This window comes from Micromonospora aridisoli (assembly GCF_056150025.1).
In genome coordinates this window covers 277,636-301,118 of the sequence record NZ_JAXCFK010000002.1, presented here as the reverse complement: position 1 = coordinate 301,118, position 23,483 = coordinate 277,636, and the positions used below count along the sequence as shown (strand labels likewise).

At 71.7% G+C, this 23,483-nt stretch carries 21 protein-coding genes; 7 read left to right on the top strand and 14 right to left on the bottom strand.

The window, feature by feature from the left end:
* Positions 1–34: 34 nt before the first annotated feature.
* Complete coding sequence (locus tag SM447_RS04835) at positions 35–973, bottom strand: hypothetical protein (RefSeq protein WP_474571497.1); 939 nt, start codon at positions 971–973, stop codon at positions 35–37.
* 103 nt (positions 974–1,076) lie between these two features.
* Positions 1,077–2,366 carry an adenylosuccinate synthase gene (locus tag SM447_RS04830; protein WP_474571496.1) on the bottom strand — a complete coding sequence of 430 codons (1,290 nt, stop codon included), beginning with the start codon at positions 2,364–2,366 and terminating at the stop codon, positions 1,077–1,079.
* A 125-nt stretch (positions 2,367–2,491) separates the two neighbouring features.
* Between SM447_RS04830 and SM447_RS04825 the strand changes: the two genes are divergently transcribed.
* Complete coding sequence (locus SM447_RS04825) at positions 2,492–3,490, top strand: diacylglycerol kinase family protein (RefSeq protein WP_474571495.1); 999 nt, start codon at positions 2,492–2,494, stop codon at positions 3,488–3,490.
* Between the two features lie 67 nt (positions 3,491–3,557).
* Positions 3,558–5,612: a MinD/ParA family ATP-binding protein gene (locus SM447_RS04820; RefSeq protein ID WP_474571494.1), complete on the top strand. Its 2,055-nt coding sequence runs from the start codon at positions 3,558–3,560 to the stop codon at positions 5,610–5,612.
* Positions 5,613–5,678: 66 nt separating this feature from the next.
* Here the strand turns inward: SM447_RS04820 and SM447_RS04815 are convergent, their stop codons facing one another.
* On the bottom strand, positions 5,679–6,107 hold the full coding sequence (locus SM447_RS04815) for a DUF3151 domain-containing protein (RefSeq protein ID WP_474571493.1): 429 nt from the start codon (positions 6,105–6,107) through the stop codon (positions 5,679–5,681).
* 249 nt (positions 6,108–6,356) lie between these two features.
* Between SM447_RS04815 and SM447_RS04810 the strand changes: the two genes are divergently transcribed.
* Positions 6,357–7,604: an LOG family protein gene (locus SM447_RS04810; RefSeq protein WP_474571492.1), complete on the top strand. Its 1,248-nt coding sequence runs from the start codon at positions 6,357–6,359 to the stop codon at positions 7,602–7,604.
* 110 nt (positions 7,605–7,714) lie between these two features.
* Here SM447_RS04810 and fbaA read toward each other — a convergent pair whose 3' ends face one another.
* The gene (gene fbaA / locus SM447_RS04805; protein WP_474571491.1) at positions 7,715–8,740 is read right to left on the bottom strand and encodes a class II fructose-bisphosphate aldolase; all 1,026 of its coding nucleotides are present in this window, start codon (positions 8,738–8,740) and stop codon (positions 7,715–7,717) included.
* A gap of 191 nt (positions 8,741–8,931) precedes the next feature.
* Positions 8,932–9,315: a phage holin family protein gene (locus tag SM447_RS04800; RefSeq protein ID WP_474571490.1), complete on the bottom strand. Its 384-nt coding sequence runs from the start codon at positions 9,313–9,315 to the stop codon at positions 8,932–8,934.
* A gap of 166 nt (positions 9,316–9,481) precedes the next feature.
* On the opposite strand from SM447_RS04800, the gene SM447_RS04795 reads away from it, so the two are divergent.
* The 4 genes from SM447_RS04795 (at position 9,482) to SM447_RS04780 (ending at position 14,810) form a co-directional block, all read left to right on the top strand.
* Entirely contained in the window at positions 9,482–9,694 is a 213-nt protein-coding gene (locus SM447_RS04795; protein WP_474571489.1) for a hypothetical protein, read from the top strand.
* 63 nt (positions 9,695–9,757) lie between these two features.
* Positions 9,758–11,179 (top strand): 3' terminal RNA ribose 2'-O-methyltransferase Hen1, encoded by a 1,422-nt coding sequence (locus SM447_RS04790; RefSeq protein WP_474571488.1) that lies wholly within the window; start codon positions 9,758–9,760, stop codon positions 11,177–11,179.
* A 73-nt stretch (positions 11,180–11,252) separates the two neighbouring features.
* Positions 11,253–13,778, top strand: coding sequence for a polynucleotide kinase-phosphatase (locus tag SM447_RS04785; RefSeq protein WP_474571487.1), 2,526 nt, complete (start codon positions 11,253–11,255; stop codon positions 13,776–13,778).
* Between the two features lie 96 nt (positions 13,779–13,874).
* Positions 13,875–14,810 carry a DUF368 domain-containing protein gene (locus SM447_RS04780; RefSeq protein WP_474571486.1) on the top strand — a complete coding sequence of 312 codons (936 nt, stop codon included), beginning with the start codon at positions 13,875–13,877 and terminating at the stop codon, positions 14,808–14,810.
* A 50-nt stretch (positions 14,811–14,860) separates the two neighbouring features.
* On the opposite strand, the gene SM447_RS04775 is transcribed toward SM447_RS04780, so the two are convergent.
* The 9 genes from SM447_RS04775 to clpB form a co-directional block, all read right to left on the bottom strand.
* Entirely contained in the window at positions 14,861–15,238 is a 378-nt protein-coding gene (locus SM447_RS04775; RefSeq protein WP_203999000.1) for an ArsR/SmtB family transcription factor, read from the bottom strand.
* A 57-nt stretch (positions 15,239–15,295) separates the two neighbouring features.
* Positions 15,296–15,826: an orotate phosphoribosyltransferase gene (locus tag SM447_RS04770; protein ID WP_474571485.1), complete on the bottom strand. Its 531-nt coding sequence runs from the start codon at positions 15,824–15,826 to the stop codon at positions 15,296–15,298.
* A 167-nt stretch (positions 15,827–15,993) separates the two neighbouring features.
* Positions 15,994–16,812, bottom strand: coding sequence for an SDR family NAD(P)-dependent oxidoreductase (locus SM447_RS04765; protein WP_474571484.1), 819 nt, complete (start codon positions 16,810–16,812; stop codon positions 15,994–15,996).
* Entirely contained in the window at positions 16,812–17,516 is a 705-nt protein-coding gene (locus SM447_RS04760) for a hypothetical protein (protein ID WP_474571483.1), read from the bottom strand. Before SM447_RS04760 ends, SM447_RS04765 begins: the two co-directional genes overlap by 1 nt.
* Before the next feature lie 123 nt (positions 17,517–17,639).
* Positions 17,640–18,452, bottom strand: a complete 813-nt coding sequence (locus tag SM447_RS04755; RefSeq protein ID WP_474571482.1) for a hypothetical protein — start codon at positions 18,450–18,452, stop codon at positions 17,640–17,642.
* A 144-nt stretch (positions 18,453–18,596) separates the two neighbouring features.
* Complete coding sequence (locus SM447_RS04750; protein ID WP_474571481.1) at positions 18,597–19,202, bottom strand: DUF4178 domain-containing protein; 606 nt, start codon at positions 19,200–19,202, stop codon at positions 18,597–18,599.
* Between the two features lie 76 nt (positions 19,203–19,278).
* Entirely contained in the window at positions 19,279–20,319 is a 1,041-nt protein-coding gene (locus SM447_RS04745) for a hypothetical protein (protein WP_474571480.1), read from the bottom strand.
* Between the two features lie 70 nt (positions 20,320–20,389).
* Positions 20,390–20,770, bottom strand: a complete 381-nt coding sequence (locus SM447_RS04740) for a hypothetical protein (protein WP_474571479.1) — start codon at positions 20,768–20,770, stop codon at positions 20,390–20,392.
* A 60-nt stretch (positions 20,771–20,830) separates the two neighbouring features.
* A complete protein-coding gene (clpB, locus tag SM447_RS04735) occupies positions 20,831–23,422 on the bottom strand; it encodes an ATP-dependent chaperone ClpB (RefSeq protein ID WP_474571478.1) in 2,592 nt (863 codons plus the stop codon).
* Positions 23,423–23,483: the final 61 nt, after the last annotated feature.

Sequence of the window (23,483 nt, the reverse complement as noted above, 5' to 3'; positions counted from 1 at the left end):
TTGTCCACGACGCGCCGTGCGACCGGCAATAACTTCATGATCGACCACGTTCGGCGGCCGCCTTCATGGCTTGTCGCACGGTCCAGGGGATGTAGTCGGCTCGGAGGGTGTCGGACCAGGTGAAGCGGAGAACGGCCCAGCCGGCGTTGAGCAGTCGGTTCTGCCTACGGCGGTCAGCGAAGACGGCGTCGGGTGCGCTGTGCGCCCCTCTCCCGTCAGCCTCCGCGACGATTCGATGCCGGCGCCAACCCAGATCACCAATGCCGAGCAGATAGCCGTCCTGATCTCGTATCTCCAACTGGAGGACGTCGGGTGGAACCCTCCCGTCGACGCACCGGAGCCGGGTACGCGTCTCCAGCGGAGACTGTGCCCGGCCATCCGCCTCGACCAGGTAACCACGTGCCGCCACCGCGCCGCGTCGTCCCCGGATGAGCTGATGGATCTCGGGCAGCTCATCATCGCTGACCAACCCCTGGTTGAGTGCGGAATCGACGAGGCACACCGCCGGATAGCGCGCCAGCCTCAGAATGAGATCAGCGATTGTCCTCACCGGCCCCGTGGCGGGGATCCCGTTCACCGCGACGAGTTGCGTCGGCTGAAGGGCGAGTTGGTGCAACGTGACCCTAGGATCGGTCAACCTTGCCGGCCGGGCGGCGACAGCGGGAAGCGAAACGTGAATTTCCTCCGTCACCGCGGGGCCTGCGATCTGGTGCAACTCGGCGGCCGTGGCGAGAACAGCAGCCGCCTCGGGGCCGAAGGACGCGACCGCCGCCCTGATCCGAGCCCGGCGGGGCACACCGTCGTGCAGATCAGCATCCACCAGGTAGGCAGCTCTGGCCACCGCGCGCCACCGGCCCGCACGACAGAGACGATGCACCTCGTGCACTGTCAGCCCGGCGGCGCGGGCTTGAGCCAGCGTGATCACCCAGTCCTGAGTGGCCGCCACCTGCCGGGCCACCGTCAAAGCATCCACCCAGCCGACTGTCCCGGCCCACGGAGATCGACTAAACCCCCTGTGGAAAACCGACCGCCCGCCTGTGGATAACTCAATCGAGGCAACCCTCGTCGGCGAGGTGTTAGGGGAGGAGGGGGTGGCGGGTCACGTTTTCTTCGCGGCCGGGGCCTACGCCTACGACGCTCACGCGGGTGCCGGTGAGTTCTTCGATGCGGGCGATGTAGCGTTTGGCGTTCTCGGGGAGGTCATCCTCGGTTCTCGCCTTGGTGATGTCCTCCCACCAGCCGTCATGCTCCTCGTAGATCGGGGTGGCGTGGTGGAAGTCGGTCTGGGTCATCGGCATGTCGTCGACCCGCTTGCCGTTGATCTCGTAGCCGACGCAGATCGGCACGGTGGGCAGGCCGGTGAGGACGTCCAGCTTGGTGATCACCAGATCAGTGACCCCGTTGAGGCGGCAGGCGTACCGGGCGACGACCGCGTCGAACCAGCCGCACCGCCGTTCCCGGCCGGTCGTGGTGCCGTACTCGTGGCCCACCTTGCGCAGGTGCTGACCGTTGTCGTCGAACAGCTCGGTGGGAAACGGGCCGGAACCGACCCGCGTGGTGTACGCCTTGCTCACCGCGATCACCTTCGTGATCGCCATCGGCGGGATGCCCGCACCCACGCACGCCCCACCGGCAGTCGGATTCGACGAGGTGACGAAGGGGTAGGTGCCGTGGTCCATGTCGAGCATGGTGGCCTGGGCGCCCTCCAACAGCACGGTGTCGCCCCGGTCCAGCGCGTCCCAGAGCATCGCCCGGGTCTCCGCGATGTACGGCCGGAGCCGCTCCGCGTACTCGAGGTACTCCTCGATGGTGGCGTCGACGTCGATCGCCTTGCGGTTGTAGACCTTGAACAGCACCTGGTTCTTCTCGCGCAGCGCGAGCTCCAGCTTCTTGCGCAGGATGCCCGGGTCCAGCAGGTCCTGCACCCGGATGCCCATCCGGGCCACCTTGTCGCCGTACGCGGGTCCGATGCCCCGGCCGGTGGTGCCGATCCGAGAGCTGCCCAGGTAGCGCTCGACCACCCGGTCCAGCGCCCGGTGGTGCGGCATGATCAGGTGGGCGTCGCCCGAGATCCGCAGCCGGGAGACGTCCACTCCCCGCTCGGCCAGGCCGTCGATCTCGCTGAGCAGCACCTTCGGATCGACCACCACCCCGTTGCCGATGACGATCACGGCGTTCGGGGAGAGTGCCCCCGAGGGCATCAGGTGCAGCGCGTACTTCTGCCCGTCGGGGGTGATCACCGTGTGGCCGGCGTTGTTGCCGCCGGAGTAGCGGACGACGTAGTCGACCCGATCACCCAGCTGGTCGGTAACCTTGCCCTTGCCCTCGTCGCCCCACTGAGCGCCGATGAGCACGATCGCTGGCATCTTCTCGCCTCCAGAAGGCTCGGGTGCCAGATGGCGACCGGTCAGCGAGCCCGGGGTGTCAGGTTAACAAGTAGTGACGGCACGACCGGCAGGGGTCGCGTCGGGGACAGCAGGAGGAGCTACCCGTGTACGACGTGGTGCTGCTCACCCTGGGCTCGGAGCGGGACGCTCCGGGAGCCGGGTGTGGCAGCGGCGGAGCCTGCTGCGGCGGTGCCACCGACGCCGCCAAGGATCGCGAGGAGCGCTGCGAGACCCCGCGCGTACCCGTGCTGGCCTGCTCCGACGCTCTCACTTCCCGCGGTGCCCGGGTCGAGACGGTGACCGCCCGCTCGGACGCGGAGATCGACGCAGTGCTGGCCCGGCTGGACGGGCCGCCCCGACCCGACGGCCTCACCTGGCCGGACGCCGACACCAAGACCCGACTCGTGGTCGCTGTCGCCGGTGACGCACAGTTGCGCGCTGTGCTACGCCGACTCGTCCGACGGTACGCACCGCCACCCAGCCGCCGTCCGGACGACCTGGCCGGGAACCGGACCGTGCCCGATCTGCCACCGGTCGGCGTACTGCCGCTCGATCCGGCCGGCAGCACCACGCACCGCGACCTCGCCGCGCAGCTCGGGCTGCCCCGCGATCCAGCGGCGGTGGCCGCCGCCGTGCTCGACGGCACGCCGCGCCGGCTCGACCTGCTACGTCATGACGGCGGTTCGGTGACGCTGGACGGCGCCCTGCTCGGCGCCGCCGGTGAGGACGGGCGGCCGCTGCCCTGGCGCGGCCGGGTGGAGGTGGACGACACCGTGCTGTCCAACGGTGACGAACCGCTGCTCGCCTGCGCGATCGGCAACGCCGGCGGGTACGCCCGACTCGACGACGTCACCCTGCTCGCCGGGCCGGACCCGACCGACGGACTGGTCGAGGTGGCGGTGGCCGTACCCGTGGTCACCCGGTCGCGGTTGGGTCGGCGCCGGGTACGCCTGGAGGTCAGGCGGGCGCGCGGCCGGGCCACCTCGGTGCTGCCGCGGGACGAGGCGAAGCTGCCGTACCTGGACGACGGTGTAGCGGGCCAACTGACGCGCAAGCGGTCCTGGTGGACCGAGCCGGCAGCCTGGGCGGTCTGGACGGCCTGACCGGTCGCCGCATCGGGCCCGGGTCAGCCGGTGGGCCTATCCTCGTCAGGAGGATCGGGGAGGAACCGTGGTGGACGAGAACTCCGACCGGGTGCACGTGCCCGGCCAGCATGGGATGCCGGAACGGGACATCGAGCCACTCTGGCCACCGGAGCAGCTCGACGGCATCGGCTCGCCCTCATGGGGTGCGCCACCACCGGTGCCGCCCACCCTGCCGCCCCCGCCCACGCATTCGTCGCCCGGACTGCCGACCGATCCGCCGCCCAGCGGCCGGCCGACGCAGCCACCCGCCGACCCAGGGCCGCCGCCGCAGCCGACTGCCGACCCGACCCCGCCATCCGCCGGCGGGCCGCTGCCACCCACGGTCGGCGGGCCGCTGCACACGGCCGGACGGCCGATGCACGCGCCCGGCGCGACGACCGGCCAGCCCCCCTCGCCCGCCGACTATCCCTCACTGACCGGCGGCGCACCGACCGCCACCGGTTGGGAGCCGGCACCGCAGCCCGAGCCGGCGCAGGTCGACCTGGACCTGCCCTTCACCCTGGACCGGTCCACCTCGCTCGCCACTCCGCGGGACGGCGAGCCGGCCGAACCCGGACCCCGGGAACCGGCGGACCCCACGGTGGCCGACGCCGACGAGAGTCCGGCACCGTCGTCGTCCCGTCCGCAGGCGGAATCGCCATGGGCCCACCCGCCGCAGCGCTCCGGTTCGGACCCGGCCGCGCCCGCCGATCCCGCTGCCGGCACGTCGCGCCCCACCTGGGCCGGGCCGGCCCAGCCGCTGCCACCGATTCCGCAGCCGCTGCCGCCGCTGCCCCAACAGCCCGGTCCACATCCCGTCACCACGCCGCCGACGCCGCAGCACGGCACCGCCCCGGTGCCACAGCCCGGCGCTCCCCTGCCACCGGTGCCGACCGACACCGGCGCGCATCCCGCGTCGCCGACCGCTGGTCCGCAGCCGCCGGACAGCGGCTCCGGGGTGCCGCCCCAGCCCGGGCACGCAGCCGTCCAGCCGCCGTACGCGGCAGCGCCACCCGGTCCGTTCCCGCCACAGCCGGCCTGGAACCCCGCACCCTGGCAGCAGGGTGCGCCGCCGCCGGTGGCGCCGGCACCGCAGCAGCCCTACCCGGCGACGAACACCGCGTCCCGGGTACCCCCGGCGTACGCGGAGCCGACCTGGAGCCCGGAGGTGGGTGCCCCACCCACCGCTGAGGACTTCGCCCGCCGCCGGCAGGTGCGTCCCGCCGACCCGGTCGCGACGATGGGCGTACGCGCCGTGGTCAACAAGACCGGTCTGGTGAAGCTGCCGCCGGGGCGGCACGAGCTGGAGCTCAAGAAGGACATCGAGACGGTGCGCCGCAACTTCGGCGGGCTACGGCAGGTGACCGTGGTGAACCCGAAGGGTGGCGCCGGCAAGACCGTGGCCATCCTGCTGCTCGCGATGACGTTCGGTCAGAAGCGCGGCGGATACGTGCTGGCCTGGGACAACAACGAGACCCAGGGCACCCTCGGCATGCGCGCCCAACAGGACTTCCACTCACGTACGGTGCGCGACCTGCTGCGGGATCTCGGCCAGTTCCACGGCGCGCACGGACGGGTCGGCGATCTGTCCCAGTATGTCCGCTCACAGGGCGAAGGGATGTTCGACGTCCTGGCCTCGGACGAGTCGGCGACCGGCGGCGAGATGCTCACCGCCGCGGCCTTCGGCGAGATCCGCGAGGTGGTCAGCCGGTTCTACAAGTTGATCTTCGTGGACACCGGTAACAACGTCCGGGCGCAGAACTGGCAGGCCGCGATGGACGCCACCGACCAATTGGTGGTCACCATGTCGGCCCGTAACGACTCGGCCGAGACAGCCGCCCGGATGCTCGACCACCTGGAGCAGAGCGGACGGCAACGGCTGGTCCGGCAGGCGGTCACCGTGGTCTCCATGCCGCCGTCGCGCAAGGAGATCGATCTGCCCGCGATCCAGGAGCACTTCGCCGCGCGTACCCGGGCGGTGCTGCTGGCCCCGTACGAGCGGCTCATCGACACCGGCGAGCCGCTCCGGTACGCCCACCTCTCGGCCGCCACCCGGGACGCCTGGCTCAAGATCGCAGCCTCGGTGGCCGAGGGACTCTAGCGGACGACCCGTCGCCGCCGGTCCGGACGTACCCGGGCCGGCGATGGCGACAGGTCGGAGAGACGTTCAGTCGCTGGCCAGCGCGTCGGCGGCGGCGGGGTCGCAGTCCCGGAGGAACTGGGCGCAGCGGGCCGCCTCGTCCGACTCGGCGATCGCGTCGGCCGCCCGGGACAGCACGTAGAGGCAGCGCAGGAAGCCGCGGTTCGGCTCGTGCGACCACGGCACCGGCCCGTGCCCCTTCCAACCGTTGCGACGTAGCTGGTCCAGGCCCCGGTGGTAGCCGGTGCGGGCGTACGCGTACGCCGGCACCACCTGGCCCTGCGCGAACGCCCGGGCCGCCAGCGCGGCCCACGCCGCGCTGTGCGTCGGGTACCGGGCCGCCACCTCGGCGAAGGCCTCGTCGCTGTCGGCCTGCTCGGCCGCGGCCAGCTCGGAGTCGGCCTCGACGTTGGCGGGCAGGAGCGTGGCGGGCGGCTCAGGTAGGAGGTTCTGCATCGTCCCATTCAACCCGCTTCCGACATCGGCTCGCGAGGGGGTCCGGGGAGCCGGTCGGCTGAACGGCCGAGAGGTCGGTCACGCCTGCGGCCCATGCCGCTGTCCGGCCGGATCCACTACAACTGTGGATCCGGAGCCTCCCCAGGAACCGGAAGTGCGGGAGCCCGGCCAGGCCGCCGGGCTCCCGTCTCCGGACCAGGGTTCCGGGGTCGTGTCCGTGGCATTGCGTCCGCCCGGCAGGATGGCCCGATGCCGACTCCACCCCCCGCGGACGTCATCGAGCCGCACACCTGGACAGACGAGATCCAGACCCGGGCGGAGTTCGACCGGCGGCTGGCCACCGGCAGCCTGGTCGGGCTCACCGTGCAGGGGCTCCGACTGGACCTGGAACCCGTCCCCGACCTCACCGGCGTCGAGGTGGCCGGGACGCTCTTCGTCGGCTGCCGCTTCGCCTCCCGCCAGGTCGGCGCCGACCTGGTCCGGCGGGGTGCCAACGTGGTGCCGCCGTTCTCCGGGCTGCCGTACCCGACCCAGCCGCCCCACCTCTACACCCCGGAGGAACTCGCCGCCGGCTTCTCCGACGGCGGTTTCGCGGCGATGTACGACACCCGGGTGTACGCGCACTTCCGCGCGCACGGTGGGGCGCTGCCCGACGTCCGGGAGGCGCTCGGCCAGCGGCTGCACGACCACGGCGTGGACAACGCGCTCGCCGACGCCACCCGGGCGTGGCTGACCACCCACGGGCCGCAGTCGGTGGTCGGGGTGATGGGTGGGCACGCGGTCCGCCGGGGCAGCGAGGCGTACCGGATGGCCGCGGTGCTGGGTCGGGAACTGGCGCGGGCACACCGGCTGGTGGTGACCGGCGGCGGCCCGGGGGTGATGGAGGCGGCCAACCTGGGGGCGTACCTGTCGACCCGGCCGGCCGAGGACCTCGACGCGGCCATCGATCTGCTGGCCACCGCGCCGGACTACACCGATCACGACCGCTACACGGCGGCGGCGCTGCGGGTACGGGAACTCTTCGGCCGGTCGGTCACGCCGCCGGGAAACGGCACCGAGCCGGTGACCGCCTACCGGGCGGACTCGGCCGCGCTGACCACCGGCGACCTGGACTGGGCGGGTTGCGGCGGGCTAGCGGTCCCGACCTGGCTGTACGGTCACGAGCCGGCGAACCTGTTCGCCGGCCGGATCGCGAAGTACTTCTCCAACGCGATCCGGGAGGACACCATCCTGCGGCTGGCCCGGGGCGGCATCGTCTTCGCGCCCGGCCGGGCGGGCACGGTGCAGGAGGTGTTCCAGGCGGCCACCAAGACCTACTACGGCACCGACGGGGTCAGCGGCGCGTACGTCTTCCTGGATCGTGCCTACTGGACGAAGGAACTGCCGGTGGAGTCGCTGCTGCGCCCGCTGCTGGCCACCTCGCCCTTCGGTGACCTGTCGGACACGGTGCACCTGACCGACGACGTGCACGAGGCCGTCAGCCTGCTGACGGCGTAAGGAAGGGCCCCTTATTAACGCCTCCGGTAGAGGAAGGGCCCCTTGTTAACAGACGCGACGACGGCCGGCTCCGCCCGGAAGCCGGCCGTCGTCGTCAGGACGTCAGTACGTCACTTGGTCATCGTGGTGCCGGTGGAGCGCAGGTGCTCGCAGGCCTCGGCGACGCGGGTGGCCATGCCCGCCTCGGCCGCCTTGCCCCACACCCGGGGGTCGTACATCTTCTTGTTGCCGACCTCGCCGTCGACCTTGAGGACGCCGTCGTAGTTGCGGAACATGTGGTCCGCCGCCGGACGGGTGAAGGCGTACTGGGTGTCGGTGTCGATGTTCATCTTCACCACGCCGTAGTCGAGCGCCTCGCGGATCTCCGACAGCAGCGAGCCGGAGCCGCCGTGGAAGACCAGGCTGAGCGGCTTCTCCTTGCCGTACTTGGCGCCGACCGCCTCCTGGATGTTGTTCAGGATCTCCGGCCGGAGCTTGACGTTGCCCGGCTTGTAGACGCCGTGCACGTTGCCGAAGGTCAGCGCCGCCATGTAGCGACCCTTCTCGCCCAGGCCGAGCGCCTCGACCATGGCCAGGCCGTCCTCGACGGTGGTGTAGAGCTTGTCGTTGATGGCGTTCTCGACGCCGTCCTCTTCGCCACCGACGACGCCGACCTCGATCTCCAGGACGATCTTGCCCTTGGCCGCCTCGTCGAGCAGCTGGGCCGCGATCTCCAGGTTCTCCGCCACCGGCACGGCCGAACCGTCCCACATGTGCGACTGGTACAGCGGCTCCTCGCCGCGCTTGACCCGCTCCTGGGAGATGGCCATCAGCGGCCGGACGAACTTGTCCAGCTTGTCCTTCGGGCAGTGGTCGGTGTGCAGCGCGATGTTGACCGGGTACTTCTTGGCCACCTCGTGCGCGTACGCGGCGAACGCCACCGCGCCGGTGACCATGTCCTTGACCGAGGGGCCGGAGAGGTACTCCGCGCCGCCGGTGGAGACCTGGATGATTCCGTCGCTCTCCGCGTCGGCGAAGCCCTTGAGCGCCGCGTTCAGCGTCTGCGAGGACGTCACGTTGATCGCCGGGTACGCGTACCGGCCGGCCTTGGCGCGGTCCAGCATCTCGGCGTAAGCCTCGGGGGAAGCGATGGGCATGTCGAACGCTCCTTACTTGCCGCTGTCGGCCGTACGGCCGCTGTTCTCCGTAGGGGCCCGGCCGTGCGGCCGCCTGTTCTAACGTGGTGCGCCGGCCGTGCGGCCGCCCGTACTACCGTGGTGCGCCGGACCGCGCTGTCCTCCGCGGGCAGTATCCCGTAGCGCGACCGGAGGGGCACAACCGGGCCGGTTCACCGCCGGTCCGCTGGGTCCGGCACCGCGACGCTGATCAGCCAGGTGACCACCGCCATCACGATGGCTCCCCAGAACGCCGCCCAGAAGCCGTCCACGTGGAACGGCAGCTCGAGGGCCCGGGCGATCCGGTCGGTCAGTAGGAACAACAGGGCGTTGACCACCAGCGCGAACAGGCCGAGGGTCAGCAGGTAGAAGACGCAACCCACGACCTTGATGACCGGCTTGAGCACCGCGTTGACCAGACCGAAGATCAACGCCACGACGATCAGGGTGAACGCGGTGTCGTAGCCGGTACGCCCGGTCACCTCGACCCCGGGCACGATCAGCGTGGTGATCCACAGCGCGATGGCGGTCGTCGCCAGTCGGATGAGGAAGCCCACGGGACCATCCTGGCACCGGCGGCAGTCGCCGGTGGGCCGATTCGGCCGACTCGGACGCGGCGTCGGCGTACCCTCACCGGCTCGGCGGCCGGCGGTTCCCAGCGGACCACCGGCACACCCCGTACGGTGGGTGGGTACCGGACCGCCGACATCCCGGAGGCATCGAATGGGCCAGCCCGACGAGGACTTCGCCCCCGGCGACCACCTCAGCCCGGAGGAGCGCGACCTGGAGGCCGAGCCGGCCGACGCCGTGGAGCAGGCCGCCGTGGTGGACCCGAGCCTGGTCGAGGTCGAACCGCACCGCGGCCTGGAGGTCGACGACTGGGACGCGATGGAACAGGCCCGGGTGGTCGGCGCCGACGAGGACGACTACCGCTGACGTACGCCCCGCACCGCCGGAAACGGGGCGACGCAAGATCGAGAGGGCTGACACCATGGGCGGGTGCTGCTCACCCTCACCACCACGCACCAGCCGGCGACGGACCTCGGTCACCTGCTGATCAAGCATCCGGACCGGGTGCACACCTTCGACGTGCCCGTCGGCACCGCGCACGTCTTCTACCCGGAGGCCGACGAACAGCGCTGCACGGCCGCGCTGCTGCTCGACGTCGACCCGCTGAAGCTGGCCGCCGCCCCGGGCCGCGGCCGGAGGTCGACCGCGACACCGGAGAGCTTCACCCTCGGGCGGTACGTCAACGACCGGCCGTACGCCGCGTCCAGCCTGCTCGCCTCGGCGCTGTCGAAGGTCTACCGCTCGGCGCTGCGCGGCGCGTCCAAGGAGCGCCCCGAGCTGGCGGCCAGTGACATCCCGTTGGAGGTCCGGGTTCCGGTGCTGCGCTGCCGCGGCGGCTCCGACGTGGCCGCCCGGTTGTTCGGCCCGCTCGGCTGGACGGTGACCGCCACCGCCATCGCGCTCGACGAGTTACACCCACAGTGGGGCGACAGCCGGTACGTGGATCTGACCCTCACCGGCAACCTGCGGGTGGCCGACGCGCTCAACCACCTGTACGTGCTGCTACCCGTACTGGACGACGCGAAGCACTACTGGGTGGCTCCGGACGAGGTGGACAAGCTGCTGCGGGCCGGCGACGGTTGGCTGTCCGACCATCCCGAGCGGGGGCTGATCGTCCGCCGCTACCTGGCGCACCGGCGGGCGTTGGAGGGGCAGGCGCTGGAGCGGCTGGCCGCCCAGCGACCCACCGACGAGCCGGTCGCCGACGACGGGGTGGACGACGCAGCGCCGGCCGGGTCACCGCCCCGGGCGTCGCTGGCCGCCCGCCGCCGTGAGGCGGTACACGCCGCGCTGGTCGACTCGGGCGCCCACCGGGTGCTGGACCTGGGCTGCGGGGGCGGAGCGCTGCTGGCCACGCTGATCGGCGACCACCGGTTCACCGAGATCGTCGGCACCGACGTCTCCACCCAGGCCCTCGCCCTGGCCGCCCGGCGGCTGCGGCTGGACCGGCTGCCGGAGCGTCAGCGCGCCCGTGTCACGCTCCGGCAGTCCGCGCTGACCTACCGCGACGAACGGCTGCGAGGGTACGACGCGGCGGTACTGATGGAGGTCGTCGAGCACCTCGATCCGCCTCGGCTGCCGGCGCTGGAGGATGCCGTGTTCGGCTACGTCCGACCGGGGACGGTCGTGGTGACCACGCCCAACAGGGAGCACAACGTGCGCTACGAGGGGCTCCCGGCGGGCGCATTCCGGCACGCCGACCACCGGTTCGAGTGGACCCGCGCCGAGTTCGCCGAGTGGGTGCGACGGGTCGGTGCCACGTACGGCTACTCGGCCGTCGTGCACGGCGTCGGTGAGGACGACCCGGAGGTCGGTGCCCCCACCCAACTGGCCGTGTTCACCCGGACCTGATGTTAAGAAGGGGCCCCTCCTCTACCGGAGGCGTTAAAAGGGGGCCCTTCCTTTCGTCCAAGCAGGAGTGCAGATGACCGTGCTCGACCTTCCCGAGCTGGCGCTGGTGGCCCTGGTCGGGATCTCCGGCTCCGGCAAGTCGACCTTCGCCCGCCGACACTTCCTACCGAGCCAGGTGCTCTCCTCCGACGCGTTCCGGGCGATGGTCGCCGACGACGAGAACGACCAGTCCGCCTCGGCGGAGGCCTTCGACGCGCTGCACTACGTGGCGGGCAAGCGGCTGCGCGCCGGCCGGCTCACCGTGGTCGACGCCACCAACCTCCAGCCGCACGCCCGAGCTGCCCTGGTCCGGGTGGCCCGCGAGCACGACGTGCTGCCGGTGGCGATCGTGCTGGACGTACCGGAGGCACTGGCCTGGGAGCGCACCGAGGCCCGGGCCGACCGCACCTTCGGCCGGCAGGTGCTGGCCCGGATGTCCCGGGATCTGCGGCGCAGCCACGCCCAGTTGGCGCGGGAGGGCTTCCGCAAGGTGCACGTGCTGCGCGGCATCGACGAGATCGAGGCCGCCGAGATCCGCTACGAACGGCTGTTCAACGACCGGCGCGAGCTGACCGGTCCGTTCGACATCGTCGGCGACGTGCACGGCTGCCGGGCCGAGTTGGAGACGCTGCTGACCCGGCTGGGCTGGCAGCTGGACCGCGACGACGCGGGCCGGGCGGTGGACGCGACGCATCCGTCGGGGCGTACCGCCGTCTTCGTCGGCGACCTGGTGGACCGCGGCCCGGACTCACCCGGGGTGCTCCGCCTGGTGATGGGCATGGTCGCGGCCGGGCACGCGCTCTGCGTGCCCGGCAACCACGAGCAGAAGCTGCTGCGTAAGCTGCGCGGCCGGAACGTCAAGGTGGCCCACGGCCTGGCCGAGACGCTGGAGCAACTGGACGCGGAGCCGGCCGAGTTCACCGCCGAGGTGGCCGCCTTCGTCGACGGGTTGGTCAGCCATTACGTCCTCGACGGCGGCCGGCTGGTGGTGGCGCACGCCGGGCTGAAGGAGGAGTACCAGGGCCGGGCGTCGGGGCGGGTGCGAGCCTTCGCGTTGTACGGGGAGACCACCGGCGAGACCGACGAGTACGGCCTGCCCGTGCGCTACCCGTGGGCGCGGGAGTACCGCGGTTCGGCCATGGTCGTCTACGGCCACACCCCCACCCCGGAGCCGGAGTGGGTCAACAACACCATCTGCATCGACACCGGCTGCGTCTTCGGTGGTCGGCTGACCGCGCTGCGCTACCCGGAGCGGGAGTTGGTCACGGTGCCGGCGGAGCGCGAGTGGTACGCCCCGGTCCGCCCGCTGACCGCCGCGCCGACCCGGCCGGACGAGGTGCTGGAGCTGACCGACGTGACCGGTCGGCGGCACGTGGAGCACGCGTACGGCTCGCTGACCGTGCCGGCCGAGAACGCCGCCGCCGCGCTGGAGGTGATGAGCCGCTTCGCGGTCGACCCGCTCAGGCTGGTGTGGCTGCCGCCGACCATGGCACCCTGCTCGACGTCGCAGTTGGACGGATACCTGGAGCATCCGGCCGAGGCGTTCGCCGACTACCGGGCGGCCGGGGTGGACCGGGTCGTCTGCGAGGAGAAGCACATGGGCTCCCGGGCCGTGGTGCTGGTCTGCCGGGAGCCGGAGGGCGGTCCGTTCGGGTCGGGCGGCGGGGTCGTGTACACCCGCACCGGCCGGCCGTTCTTCGGCAGCCCGCTCGACATCGAGCTGCTGGACCGGGTGCGTGCGGCGGTGACCTCCGCCGGCCTCTGGGCGGAGTTGGGGACGGACTGGTTGCTGCTCGACTGCGAGCTGCTGCCCTGGTCGGCCAAGGCCGCCGGCCTCATCCGCGAGCAGTACGCCGGTGTCGGTGCCGCCGGACGGGCCGCCCTGCCGGCGGCCCTGGCGACGCTGGACGCCGCCACCGACCGCGGGCTGGATGTGGCGGGACTACGCGAGCGGACCATCCGCCGTCTGGCCGACGTGACCGCCTACACGGCGGCGTACCGGGCCTACGTGGGACCAACCGACGGGCTACGCGGCGTGCGGCTCGCGCCGTTCGCGGTGCTCGCCGGGGCGAAGGCCAGCTACGGCGACCGCGACCACGGTTGGCATCTGGCGCTGGCCGACCGGCTCTGCGCGGCCGATCCGGAGTTCTTCACGCCGACCCGGCGTCGGGTGGTCGAGCTGTCCGACGCCGGGGCGGTGCGGGAGGCGACCGACTGGTGGCTGGCGCTGACCGCGGCCGGCGGCGAGGGCATGGTCGTCAAGCCGTACGCCGGCCCGGCCGCCCGTAGCGAGCGTGGCTCGCTGCTCCAGCCGGGCATCAAGTGCCGGGGCCGGGAGTACCTGCGGATCATCTACGGCCCCGAGTACACCGAACCGGAGCAGCTGGCCGCCCTGCGACGCCGGTCGCTCGGCCGCAAGCGGGGCCTGGCGCTGCGCGAGCACGCGCTCGGGTTGGCCGCCCTGGACGCCCTGGTCGACGGCGCTCCGTTGTGGCGTCGCCACGAGCTGGTCTTCGCGATCCTGGCCTGCGAATCCGAGCCGGTAGACCCGCGTCTGTGACCTGGCCGGGCCGGCGGCGGACGCACCGGTAGCCTGAGTGACCGTGGCGGACGCCACACGGGCCGGTGGTACAGCGATTCACGGAACGGAATCTTCATGGCATTGGGCGAACGGGTAGGCCATGTCCTGCGCGGCGCGGCCATCGGCGTGGCCGAGGCCGTGCCAGGGGTCAGCGGCGGGACGATCGCGCTGGTGACGGGGGTCTACGAGCGGGTCATCGCGTCCGCCGGGCACCTGGTGAACACCGTGCGGTACGCGGTGTCCGACGTCCCGCGCGGGCGCGGCTGGACACGGGCGGGGCATCAGCTGCGGCAGGTGCACTGGGAGGTGGTGATCCCGCTGCTGATCGGCATGCTGCCCGGCCTGCTGATCGCGGCGAAGCTGCTGGAGCCGCTGCTGGCCGATCACCCGGAGCAGACCCGGGGGCTCTTCCTCGGGCTGGTCCTCGCCTCGGTGCTGGTGCCGATCTCGATGGTCGGTAGGTCGTGGCGCGGCACCGAGGTGTTCGCCCTGTTGGTCGCCGCGGTGGCGGCCTTCGTGCTGACCGGACTGCCCCAGGCCACCATCGAGCCGCATCCACTGATCGTGCTGGTGGCGGCCTCGGTCGCGGTCTGCGCGCTGGTGCTGCCCGGGGTGTCCGGGTCGTTCCTGCTGCTCACCATCGGCCTGTACGAGCCGACCATCGATGCGGTCAACGACCGCGACTTCGGCTACCTGGCGGTCTTCGCGACCGGCATGGTCATCGGCCCGGCGCTCTTCGTCAAGCTGCTCCAGTGGCTGCTCGAACGGCATCGCCGGATGACCCTGGCAGTGCTTGCTGGCGTCATCCTGGGCAGCCTGCGCGCGTTGTGGCCGTGGCAGTCCGAGGACCGCGCCCTGCACGCGCCGGGCGACAACATCCCGTCCATCATCGCGCTGTTCCTGCTCGGCGTCGCCGTGGTCTCGGCAATGATCATCGCCGAGCGTCGCCGGCTACGCCGGGCAGCCCGGGATCTCACCGAGGAGACGTACGAGACGCCGCACGTCCGCTGACACCCACCGCTTGGTGGCTGCCCGAGCGGGCGGCCACCAAGCGGTCCGGTTCAGCGAGCCTTCTTGGTGGCTCGCTTACGCGGCGGGGTCAGCAGGTCGGCGATCGTGGCGATCGCGCTCGGAACCAACCGGTAGTAGGCCCACACACCGCGCTTCTCCCGCTCCAGCAAGCCGGCCTCGGTGAGGATGCGCAGATGGTGGCTGACGGTCGGCTGGGAGAGGCCGAGCGGCGCGGTGAGGTCACACACGCACGCTTCGCCCTCGGGCGCCGACTGGATCAGGCTGAGCAGCCGCAGCCGAGCGGGGTCGGCGAGGGCCTTGAGGACCCCCGCCAGCCGCTCGGCGTCGGCACGTTCGATCGGCTCGCCGGCAAGCGGCGAGATCTGAGGCATAGTCATTTCGGCCAACGCAGTTCCCACGCATTCCATCCTTCCACCAGCAGCATCGATCCGCCTGCATATCAGCAGGTCCGAATCGGCAGACTTTTACGCCACAAGGCCGAGGTCAGCCAACGTATAGGCCGCCCGATAGGGCAATCCGGCGGCTCGCACCGCGTCGCCGGCACCACGATCAACGATAACCGCCACTCCCACGACATCGGCCCCGGCCTCGCGAAGGGCCTCGACAGCGGTCAACACACTTCCCCCGGTGGTGGAGGTGTCCTCCACCGCCAGCACCCGACGACCTGCCACGTCCGGCCCTTCGATCCGACGTTGCAACCCGTGCGCCTTGCCCGCCTTGCGGACCACGAACGCGTCCAACGGACGCCCGGCTGCGTGCAGCATCGCCAACGCGATCGGGTCGGCACCCAGGGTCAGGCCGCCCACCGCGTCGTACGACCAGTCGGCGGTCAGGTCCCGCATCACCCGACCCACCAACGGTGCCGCCCGGTGATGCAGCGTGACGCGACGCAGATCGACGTACCAGTCTGCCTCCCGTCCCGAGGAGAGCATCACCCGTCCATGGACCACAGCCAGGTCGGAGATGAATTTACGCAGGTCGTCGTGGTCCCCCATGGCGATAGAGGGTACTGCGCAAGTCTGTGTGCCGCGTGTGCGGGCCACCGTGGGCAACCCTTCCGGGGGACCGATGAGTGGCGATGTTCGGTTACGCTACGTCGATCATGCTGACGGATCGAGTGACGTCACCCTGATCGGACCGCCCCGGCCGGCCCACCCGCGGGTCAACGGCGATCGCGGCCGATCCGCCCGCGGGTGTCCCGCGAGACCACGTCGAGCAGCCGGCGCGGGGCGTGTCGCAACCCCGCCACGGCCACCTTGTACTTCCACGACGGGACGCTTACCAACTTGCCTTTCCGCAGGTCACGCAGGGCTTCGTCGACCACATCGGCCGCGTCGAGCCACATCCATGCGGGGGTTTTCGACATGTCGATGCCGGCTCGCTGATGAAATTCGGTGCGGGTGTAGCCGGGACAGAGCGCCATCACGCGTACGCCGAAGGGGCGGGCGGACTGCCCGACGGACTCGCTGAAGTTCGTGACCCACGCCTTGCTGGCCGAATACGTCGAACCTGGCATCACCGCGCCGAAACCCGCAACGGAAGAGACATTAATCACTGCCCCTTCGCCCCGTTCCGTCATCGTGCCCAGCGCGGCGAGGGTCAGCCGCATCACCGCGTGCACGTTCAGCCGCAGCAGTCGGGTCTCGTCCTGCACCGACGACCGCAGGAACGGCTTGTTCAGGCTGATGCCGGCGTTGTTGACCAGAAGCCCGACCGCCGGGCCGTCCGCCAGCCGTCGTTCGACCGCGGCGCAACCGTCGTCGGTGGACAGATCGGCGGTGATGGTCTCGGTCTCCACGCCGTACCGGCCGGTCAACTCGGCGGCCTGGCCCGCCAACCGGGTCGTGTCGCGGGCGACCAGCACCAGGTGCCATCCGTCGGAGGCGAGCCGGGTGGCGAACGCCGCCCCGATACCGGCCGTGGCCCCGGTGATCAACGCCCATCGTTCGCTGGTCGTCCGGTCGGGCGTCACGGGCGTCATCACCTCGGCGGGTACGGGGGCGACGTCGGCGCCCCGGGCGGCGGGTAGGGCTGGTACGGCGGCGGCTGGTGCGGGTACGGCGCGGGTGGAGGTCCGAACGGTGGGGTGGGCGGCTGGTGCGGGGGTGCGGGCGGCTGGGAGGTCGACCGACGCCGGAACCAGGCGGCGGCCGAAGGCAGCGCCAGCAGCACGGCCACCACAAGGTAACCGAGCACCTGGGCGACCGAAAGGGTGGCGGTGAGCGGAATCCACCAGGACGGATGGGCGTCCGGGACCAGGGCGAGCAGTTCGGCGGTCGCCCGGTCGTCGCCGAGGTCGAGGGGCGTCGCGCGCTGCACGATCAGCGTGGCGATCCCGCCGCACCCGCAGCACATGCCCAGCCCGGCGACCACCCACGTGGCCACCCGGGCCGCGGGCTGACGGGCGGCCAGGCCGAGCGCCAGGCCGGCGAGGAGCAGACCGGCGAGAATGCTCAGCACCGCCGATACCACGACGGAGGCCCGCAGCAGCGCCGCCACCGCGTCGACCTGTCCGGGATCGGCCCCGGCCCCGGCCGCGACCCGGAACCGGTTGACCGTGCCGCTGACGGAGGTCAGGCCGGCCACCGCGAACGCGAGCGCGCCGAGCGCCATCACCACCAGCGTCACCACGGCCAGCACGACCGCGGCCGGTCGGCGGGCCGGTGCCTGTTCGGGGTACGACACGACGAGTCCCTCCGGTAGGCGTTCGGGAAGCAACCTACTCGGAGGGACCCGTCGTGGTCGTGCCTAACGCGTGTGTCGAAGCCTTCGGTCAGGTCCATCGACACCCGCGCTACTCACCGGCGGTCAGCCGGGGCGATCGGTGGGCGGCTGCGTACCGGGCTGTTCCGGCCCATTTGACGGTGGGGTCTGGCTGCCCGGCTCGCCGGCCGTCGGTTGGCCGCCGCTGGCCGGGTAACCAGGGTCGGCCGGCTGCTGCGGGGTGCCCGGATATCCGGGCTCGGCCGGCGTGGTGCCCGGGTAGCCCGGCGCCGGCGGGTAGCCCGGCTGGTTGGGGTAGGTGCCGCCGGGGGTCGGCGGCTCCCACTGCTGGGTCGGCTTGCGGAAAAACTCGTTGGCCTTCGGCAGCGCCAGGAGGATCAGCGCCGCCAGCAGCGAGAGCAGGCTGATCACCCCGAGCAGGGTGCTGACCGGCGTGGCCCAGCCCGGCAGCGCGTCCTCCAGCCGACGCTGGATCTCCTCGCCGCTGGGCATGTCGCCACTGGTGTCGCCGGGCTGGCTGAATCCGCCGGCGAGCCCACTGAGCAGACTGAACCCGGTGCAGCAGAACAGGATGCCACCGACGATCCAGGTGGCGATCCGGGTGCCGTTCTTGCCACGCAGGTTCATCAGGCCCAGGCCGAACAACGCGAACGCCGCCACCAGCAGGAAGATGGCGGTACCGACGCCGACGGCGACCACGATGTCGGCGACGTTCTGCGCCCCCTCGACCGTGGAGTCCCGGTAGGCGTCCTCCATCACCTCACGGACGGTGCCGATGGTGGCCAGCGAGATGATCACGCCGATCAGCTGGCAGATCGCGAACAGCAACAGCAGGTAGGTGGATATCGTCACCACACCCGGCCGCGACCGGGCCGGGGTGTTCTGAGGATCGACCATCTTTCTCCTTCCCTGGAACGCGCTTCACCGTAACGGCAACGGGCCATCCCGGCACGGCATGACGCCGATCGGCGCGCGCGTCACCGACCACCGGCGCTCCGGGCATCGGTCGGACGGTTCGGGCCGGTGCGGCCGGTTACCGGCTCAGGGCCCGCTCTGCGGGTGGACGGTCACCTCGCCGCTGTCCAGTCGTTCGCCACGGGCCATCTCCCAGCCCGCCTCGCCGTACGCCTCGAAGGTGAACCGTGCCCCGCCCGGCGCCCGGTAGTCGTGGTAGCGCATCGTGCCGCTGGGATGCAGCCCGGTGTCACCGGAGGCGGTGTACCGGGCCTGACCGGACTCGTGCCAGCTGTAGCGCCGGCCACCGAGCTCCACCTCTGGCGCGCCCGGCGTGACGGTGCCGCCGCGTGGCGTCGACTCCCACAGCACCAGCTCGAAGCCGGGGTCCTCCGCCACGGAGAGTCGGCGCCGACCGCCGTGCTCGTCGAGGTCGTCGAGCAGGTGCTGAGCCCAGCTCCACTCGCCTTCGACCAGACGGATCGAGCCTCGCACGGAGTAGACGACATCGCCGATCTCGACGATGTCGCCGACCTCGATCCGACGCGGATCACGTCGCGGCCCGCCACCGTGCCGGAGCCGCTGTCGGCCGGCCGGCCGTCGTGCCCGGCTCCACCGCCACCACAGCACGGTCACCACGACGGCCAGCCCGACCAGGCCACCGATCATCAGGTACGCCGATACCCCGTCCACCGGTCACCTCCCGCGTCAGGTCGGCGGAGACGCTGACCACCATGATCCGGGGTGCGGGGTGGATCCCGCCAGCCGACTACCGAGCACCCTCGCCCGATTCACCGGAGGTGGCATCGTCGGATCCACCTCCATCGGGCGTCCCGGTGCCGCTGCCGGCAGCGGTGGCGTCGTCCGGGGCGGGTGGGACAGCCGACGGCGGATGCCCGGGCGGCTGGACGGACCCGTGCGGCGGATACCCGGGCACGGCCGGTCCGAACGGGAAATGGCCGGGAATCATCGGATAGCCGGGTGGCACCGGATAACCGGGCGGCACCGGGTGGACCGGCGGCGGGTAGCCGAGATACGGCGGGTGCCCAGGCGGCGCCGGGTAGCCGGGGTGACCCGGGGGCACCGGATAGCTGGCCAGGTAGGCGTTGGGGATATCACCGCCGCCGGTCGGCGGCCAGGTGCCGGCCGGTTCGGCCCGTGGCACGAACCAGCGGTGAGCCGGCGGCAACGCCAGCAGCAGCACCACCACCACGGTCAGCAGGAACACCAGCACCACACCGAGGCCGGCCAGCGGGAAGAAGACCGAGTCGAACGGGTTCGTCTGGCTGTACAGGGCCTCGCTGAAGTCCGATTCGTGCCAGAAGTCGTCCTCCGGCGGCGGCCCGTCGTCGGGATACGTCTCGTCGATGTACGGTCCCTCGGACACCGCGAACGCCAGGCCCAACGGAATGACGAACGCGCCGGCACAGCCCTGGACGACGCAGAGCAGCAGTTGCAGGCCGCCGGCCACGAAGACCATGGTCCGGGCGGTGTTGCTGCCCCGGCGCACGAACGGAGCCGTGACGGCCAACCAGAGCGCCAGCAGCAGGGCGAGCACACCGGGCACCGCCATCATCATCAGGCTGCCCCAGCGCTCCGCGCTCACCTCGTCGGGATCGGCGGTGGGCACCTGGCGTACCGCCCGGTCGACGGCGGCGTTCCACTGCATCGCCTGCGCCACCAACAGGGCGATCAGCCCGAGCAGGATCAGCACGGCGGCGAGTTGCAGCCAGAAGGCCACGGTGACGGTACCGGGGCGGGGCGGACGGGGCGGGGGCACGGCTGCCGACGGTTCGGCGGTCGCGGTCATGCCCGGGACGGTACGGCCGGACCGCAAGCGTCGGCAGCGCCGTTCGGGCGGACCCGACCGGGCGGACGGATCATGCTCCGGTGAGACGCTCGGCGGCGTACTCCCCGACGGTGGTGCTGCCCATGACGCAGCCGGTGATGGTGCTCAGCTCCGCCGGATCCCCCCGCAACGTCGTCCAGGCCGCCCGGCCGGCCGCCGGGTCGAGTCGCTCCAGCAGCGTGGCGGCGTACACGCGGCCCGCGGGGGCACCGGTGGTGAGCAGCCGGTCGAGCAGATCGCGTACCTCCTGCGGGCGGTCGGCCACGGCGGCCGCGACGCGTCGGTACGCCTCGGTCTCCGGCAGCAGCGTTCCCGCGATACCCACCCCGCCGAACGCCAGCGTTCCGGCACGGCCGAGTTCCGCGACTGCCGTCGCCAACTCCGATTCCTTCTTGCGCCGCATCCCGAACATGTCTCCATCCTCGCCCGGGGAGCCCGCCTCCGCCCGTTGGAGGCGGGCCCGGTGCGACATTCAGGCGGACGTCACCGACAGGCCGTCCCTGCTGTCGCGCAGGTCGACCCGCACGGTGTCACCGTCGCGGACCTCGCCGCCGAGCAGGGCCCTGGCGAGCTGGTCGCCGATGGCCGACTGGACCAGGCGACGCAGCGGGCGGGCACCGTAGATCGGGTCGTACCCGTGCTCGGCGAGCCAGCCGCGGGCCTCGTCGGTGACCTCCAACGTCAACCGGCGGTCGGCGAGCCGGCGGCGCAGCCGGGCCAGCTGGATGTCCACGATGGCCCGCAGGTCCTGTCCCTGGAGTGCGGCGAAGACCACGATGTCGTCGAGCCGGTTGAGGAACTCCGGCTTGAAGTGCGACCGGACCACCGCCAGAACGCCCTCGCGGCGCTGCTCCTCCGCCAGCGTGAGGTCGCTGATCACCGCCGAGCCGAGGTTCGAGGTGAGGATCAGGATGGCGTTGCGGAAGTCGACCGTACGGCCTTGGCCGTCGGTGAGCCGGCCGTCGTCGAGCACCTGGAGCAGGATGTCGAAGACGTCCGGATGGGCCTTCTCCACCTCGTCCAGCAGGATCACCGAGTAGGGCCGGCGGCGTACCGCCTCGGTGAGCTGGCCGCCCTCCTCGTATCCGACGTAGCCGGGCGGGGCACCGACCAGACGGGCCACCGAGTGCTTCTCGCCGTACTCGCTCATGTCGATGCGGACCATGGCCCGCTCGTCGTCGAAGAGGAACTCGGCGAGCGCCTTGGCCAGCTCGGTCTTGCCGACACCGGTCGGGCCGAGGAAGAGGAAACTGCCGGTCGGGCGGTCCGGGTCGGCGACTCCGGCACGCGCCCGACGCACCGCGTCGGAGACCGCGGCCACCGCCTCGGCCTGGCCGACCACGCGGTCGCCCAGCGACTCCTCCATCCGCAGCAGCTTGGCGGTCTCACCCTCGAGCAGCCGGCCGGCGGGGATACCGGTCCAGGAGGCGACCACCGCGGCGATGTCGTCCGCGCCGACCTCCTCCTTGAGCATCGCGCCGGCGGACTGGAGCCGGGCCAGTTCCTCCTCGGCGGTGGCCAACTCGGCCTTCAGGGCGGGGATCCGGCCGTACCGCAGCTCGGCGGCGCGTTCCAGCTCGCCATCGCGCTCGGCCCGCTCGGCCTCGCCACCGAGCCGCTCCAGCTCCTCCTTGGCGGTGGAGAGCTTGGTGATGTGGCTCTTCTCCAGGTGCCACCGCTCGGAGAGGGCGGTGAGCTGCTCCCGCTTGTCGGCCAGCTCCTTGCGCAGCCGTTCCAGGCGCTCGGCGGAGGCGGCGTCCGGCTCCTTGGCCAGCGCCATCTCCTCGATCTCGAGCCGGCGTACCGCCCGCTCGATCTCGTCCACCTCGACCGGACGCGAGTCGATCTCCATGCGGAGCCGGGACGCGGACTCGTCCACCAGGTCGATCGCCTTGTCGGGCAGGAAGCGGTCGGTGATGTACCGGTCGGAGAGCGCGGCGGCGGCGACCAGGGCGGCGTCGGTGATGCGTACGCCGTGGTGCACCTCGTAGCGCTCCTTGAGCCCGCGCAGGATGCCGATGGTGTCCTCCACGGTGGGCTCGCCGACCAGCACCGGCTGGAAGCGGCGCTCCAGCGCCGGGTCCTTCTCGATGTGCTCGCGGTACTCGTCCAGCGTGGTGGCGCCGACCATGCGCAGCTCACCACGGGCCAGCATCGGCTTGAGCATGTTGCCGGCGTCCATCGAGCCCTCGCCCTTGCCGGCACCCACGACGGTGTGCAGCTCGTCGAGGAAGGTGATGACCTGCCCGTCCGAGTTCTTGATCTCCTCCAGGACGGACTTCAACCGCTCCTCGAACTGGCCCCGGTACTGGGCCCCGGCGACCATGGCCCCGAGGTCGAGCGAGACCAGCTTCTTGTCGCGCAGCGACTCCGGCACGTCGCCGGCCACGATCCGCTGGGCCAGGCCCTCGACGATCGCGGTCTTACCGACGCCCGGTTCGCCGATCAGCACCGGGTTGTTCTTGGTACGCCGGGACAGCACCTGGATCACCCGGCGGATCTCGGAGTCCCGGCCGATCACCGGGTCGATCTTGCCGTCCCGGGCGCTCGCGGTCAGGTCGACGCCGTACTTGCTCAGCGCCTGGTAGGTCTGCTCCGGATCGGCCGTGGTCACCCGGCGGTCTCCGCCGCGTACCGTCGGGAAGGCCGCCACCAGGCTTTCCTCGGTGGCGCCGGCGGCCTTGAGCGCGGCGGACACGGCACCGCCGACCCGGGCCAGCCCGGCCAGCAGGTGCTCGGTGGAGGTGTACTCGTCGCCGAGCGGACGGGCGATCTGCTCGGCGGCGCCGATGGCGTTGACGAACTCGCGGGCCAGGGTCGGCTCGGCGATGCTGGAGCCGCGCGCGGCGGGCAGCGCGTCGACGGCCCGCAGGGTGGCCCGGCGCAGCTCGGCCGGGTCGGCCCCGACGGCGCGCAGCAGGCCGGCAGCGGTCGAGCCCTCGGTGTCCAGCAGCGACAGCAGCAGGTGCCACGGTTCGACGGTGGCGTGCCCCCGCTGGTTCGCCAGGGCGACGGCGCCGGTGATGGTCTCGCGGCTCTTGGTGGTGAGGCGTTCGGTGTTCATGGGCTCCCCCGGATCGGTGTGTCCACTGGTACCGACAGAACCAGAGTTGAGTCTATTCCAC

Bases quoted from the DNA above. Each gene is read 5' to 3' on its own strand.
- SM447_RS04830 (WP_474571496.1), bottom strand. From the start codon at position 2,366: ATGCCAGCGATCGTGCTCATCGGCGCTCAGTGGGGCGACGAGGGCAAG.
- SM447_RS04815 (WP_474571493.1), bottom strand. From the start codon at position 6,107: ATGCAGAACCTCCTACCTGAGCCGCCCGCCACGCTCCTGCCCGCCAAC.
- SM447_RS04810 (WP_474571492.1), top strand. From the start codon at position 6,357: ATGCCGACTCCACCCCCCGCGGACGTCATCGAGCCGCACACCTGGACA.
- fbaA (WP_474571491.1), bottom strand. From the start codon at position 8,740: ATGCCCATCGCTTCCCCCGAGGCTTACGCCGAGATGCTGGACCGCGCC.
- SM447_RS04795 (WP_474571489.1), top strand. From the start codon at position 9,482: ATGGGCCAGCCCGACGAGGACTTCGCCCCCGGCGACCACCTCAGCCCG.
- SM447_RS04785 (WP_474571487.1), top strand. From the start codon at position 11,253: ATGACCGTGCTCGACCTTCCCGAGCTGGCGCTGGTGGCCCTGGTCGGG.
- SM447_RS04780 (WP_474571486.1), top strand. From the start codon at position 13,875: ATGGCATTGGGCGAACGGGTAGGCCATGTCCTGCGCGGCGCGGCCATC.
- SM447_RS04775 (WP_203999000.1), bottom strand. From the start codon at position 15,238: ATGGAATGCGTGGGAACTGCGTTGGCCGAAATGACTATGCCTCAGATC.
- SM447_RS04770 (WP_474571485.1), bottom strand. From the start codon at position 15,826: ATGGGGGACCACGACGACCTGCGTAAATTCATCTCCGACCTGGCTGTG.
- SM447_RS04765 (WP_474571484.1), bottom strand. From the start codon at position 16,812: ATGACGCCCGTGACGCCCGACCGGACGACCAGCGAACGATGGGCGTTG.
- SM447_RS04755 (WP_474571482.1), bottom strand. From the start codon at position 18,452: ATGGTCGATCCTCAGAACACCCCGGCCCGGTCGCGGCCGGGTGTGGTG.
- SM447_RS04745 (WP_474571480.1), bottom strand. From the start codon at position 20,319: ATGACCGCGACCGCCGAACCGTCGGCAGCCGTGCCCCCGCCCCGTCCG.
- SM447_RS04740 (WP_474571479.1), bottom strand. From the start codon at position 20,770: ATGTTCGGGATGCGGCGCAAGAAGGAATCGGAGTTGGCGACGGCAGTC.
- clpB (WP_474571478.1), bottom strand. From the start codon at position 23,422: ATGAACACCGAACGCCTCACCACCAAGAGCCGCGAGACCATCACCGGC.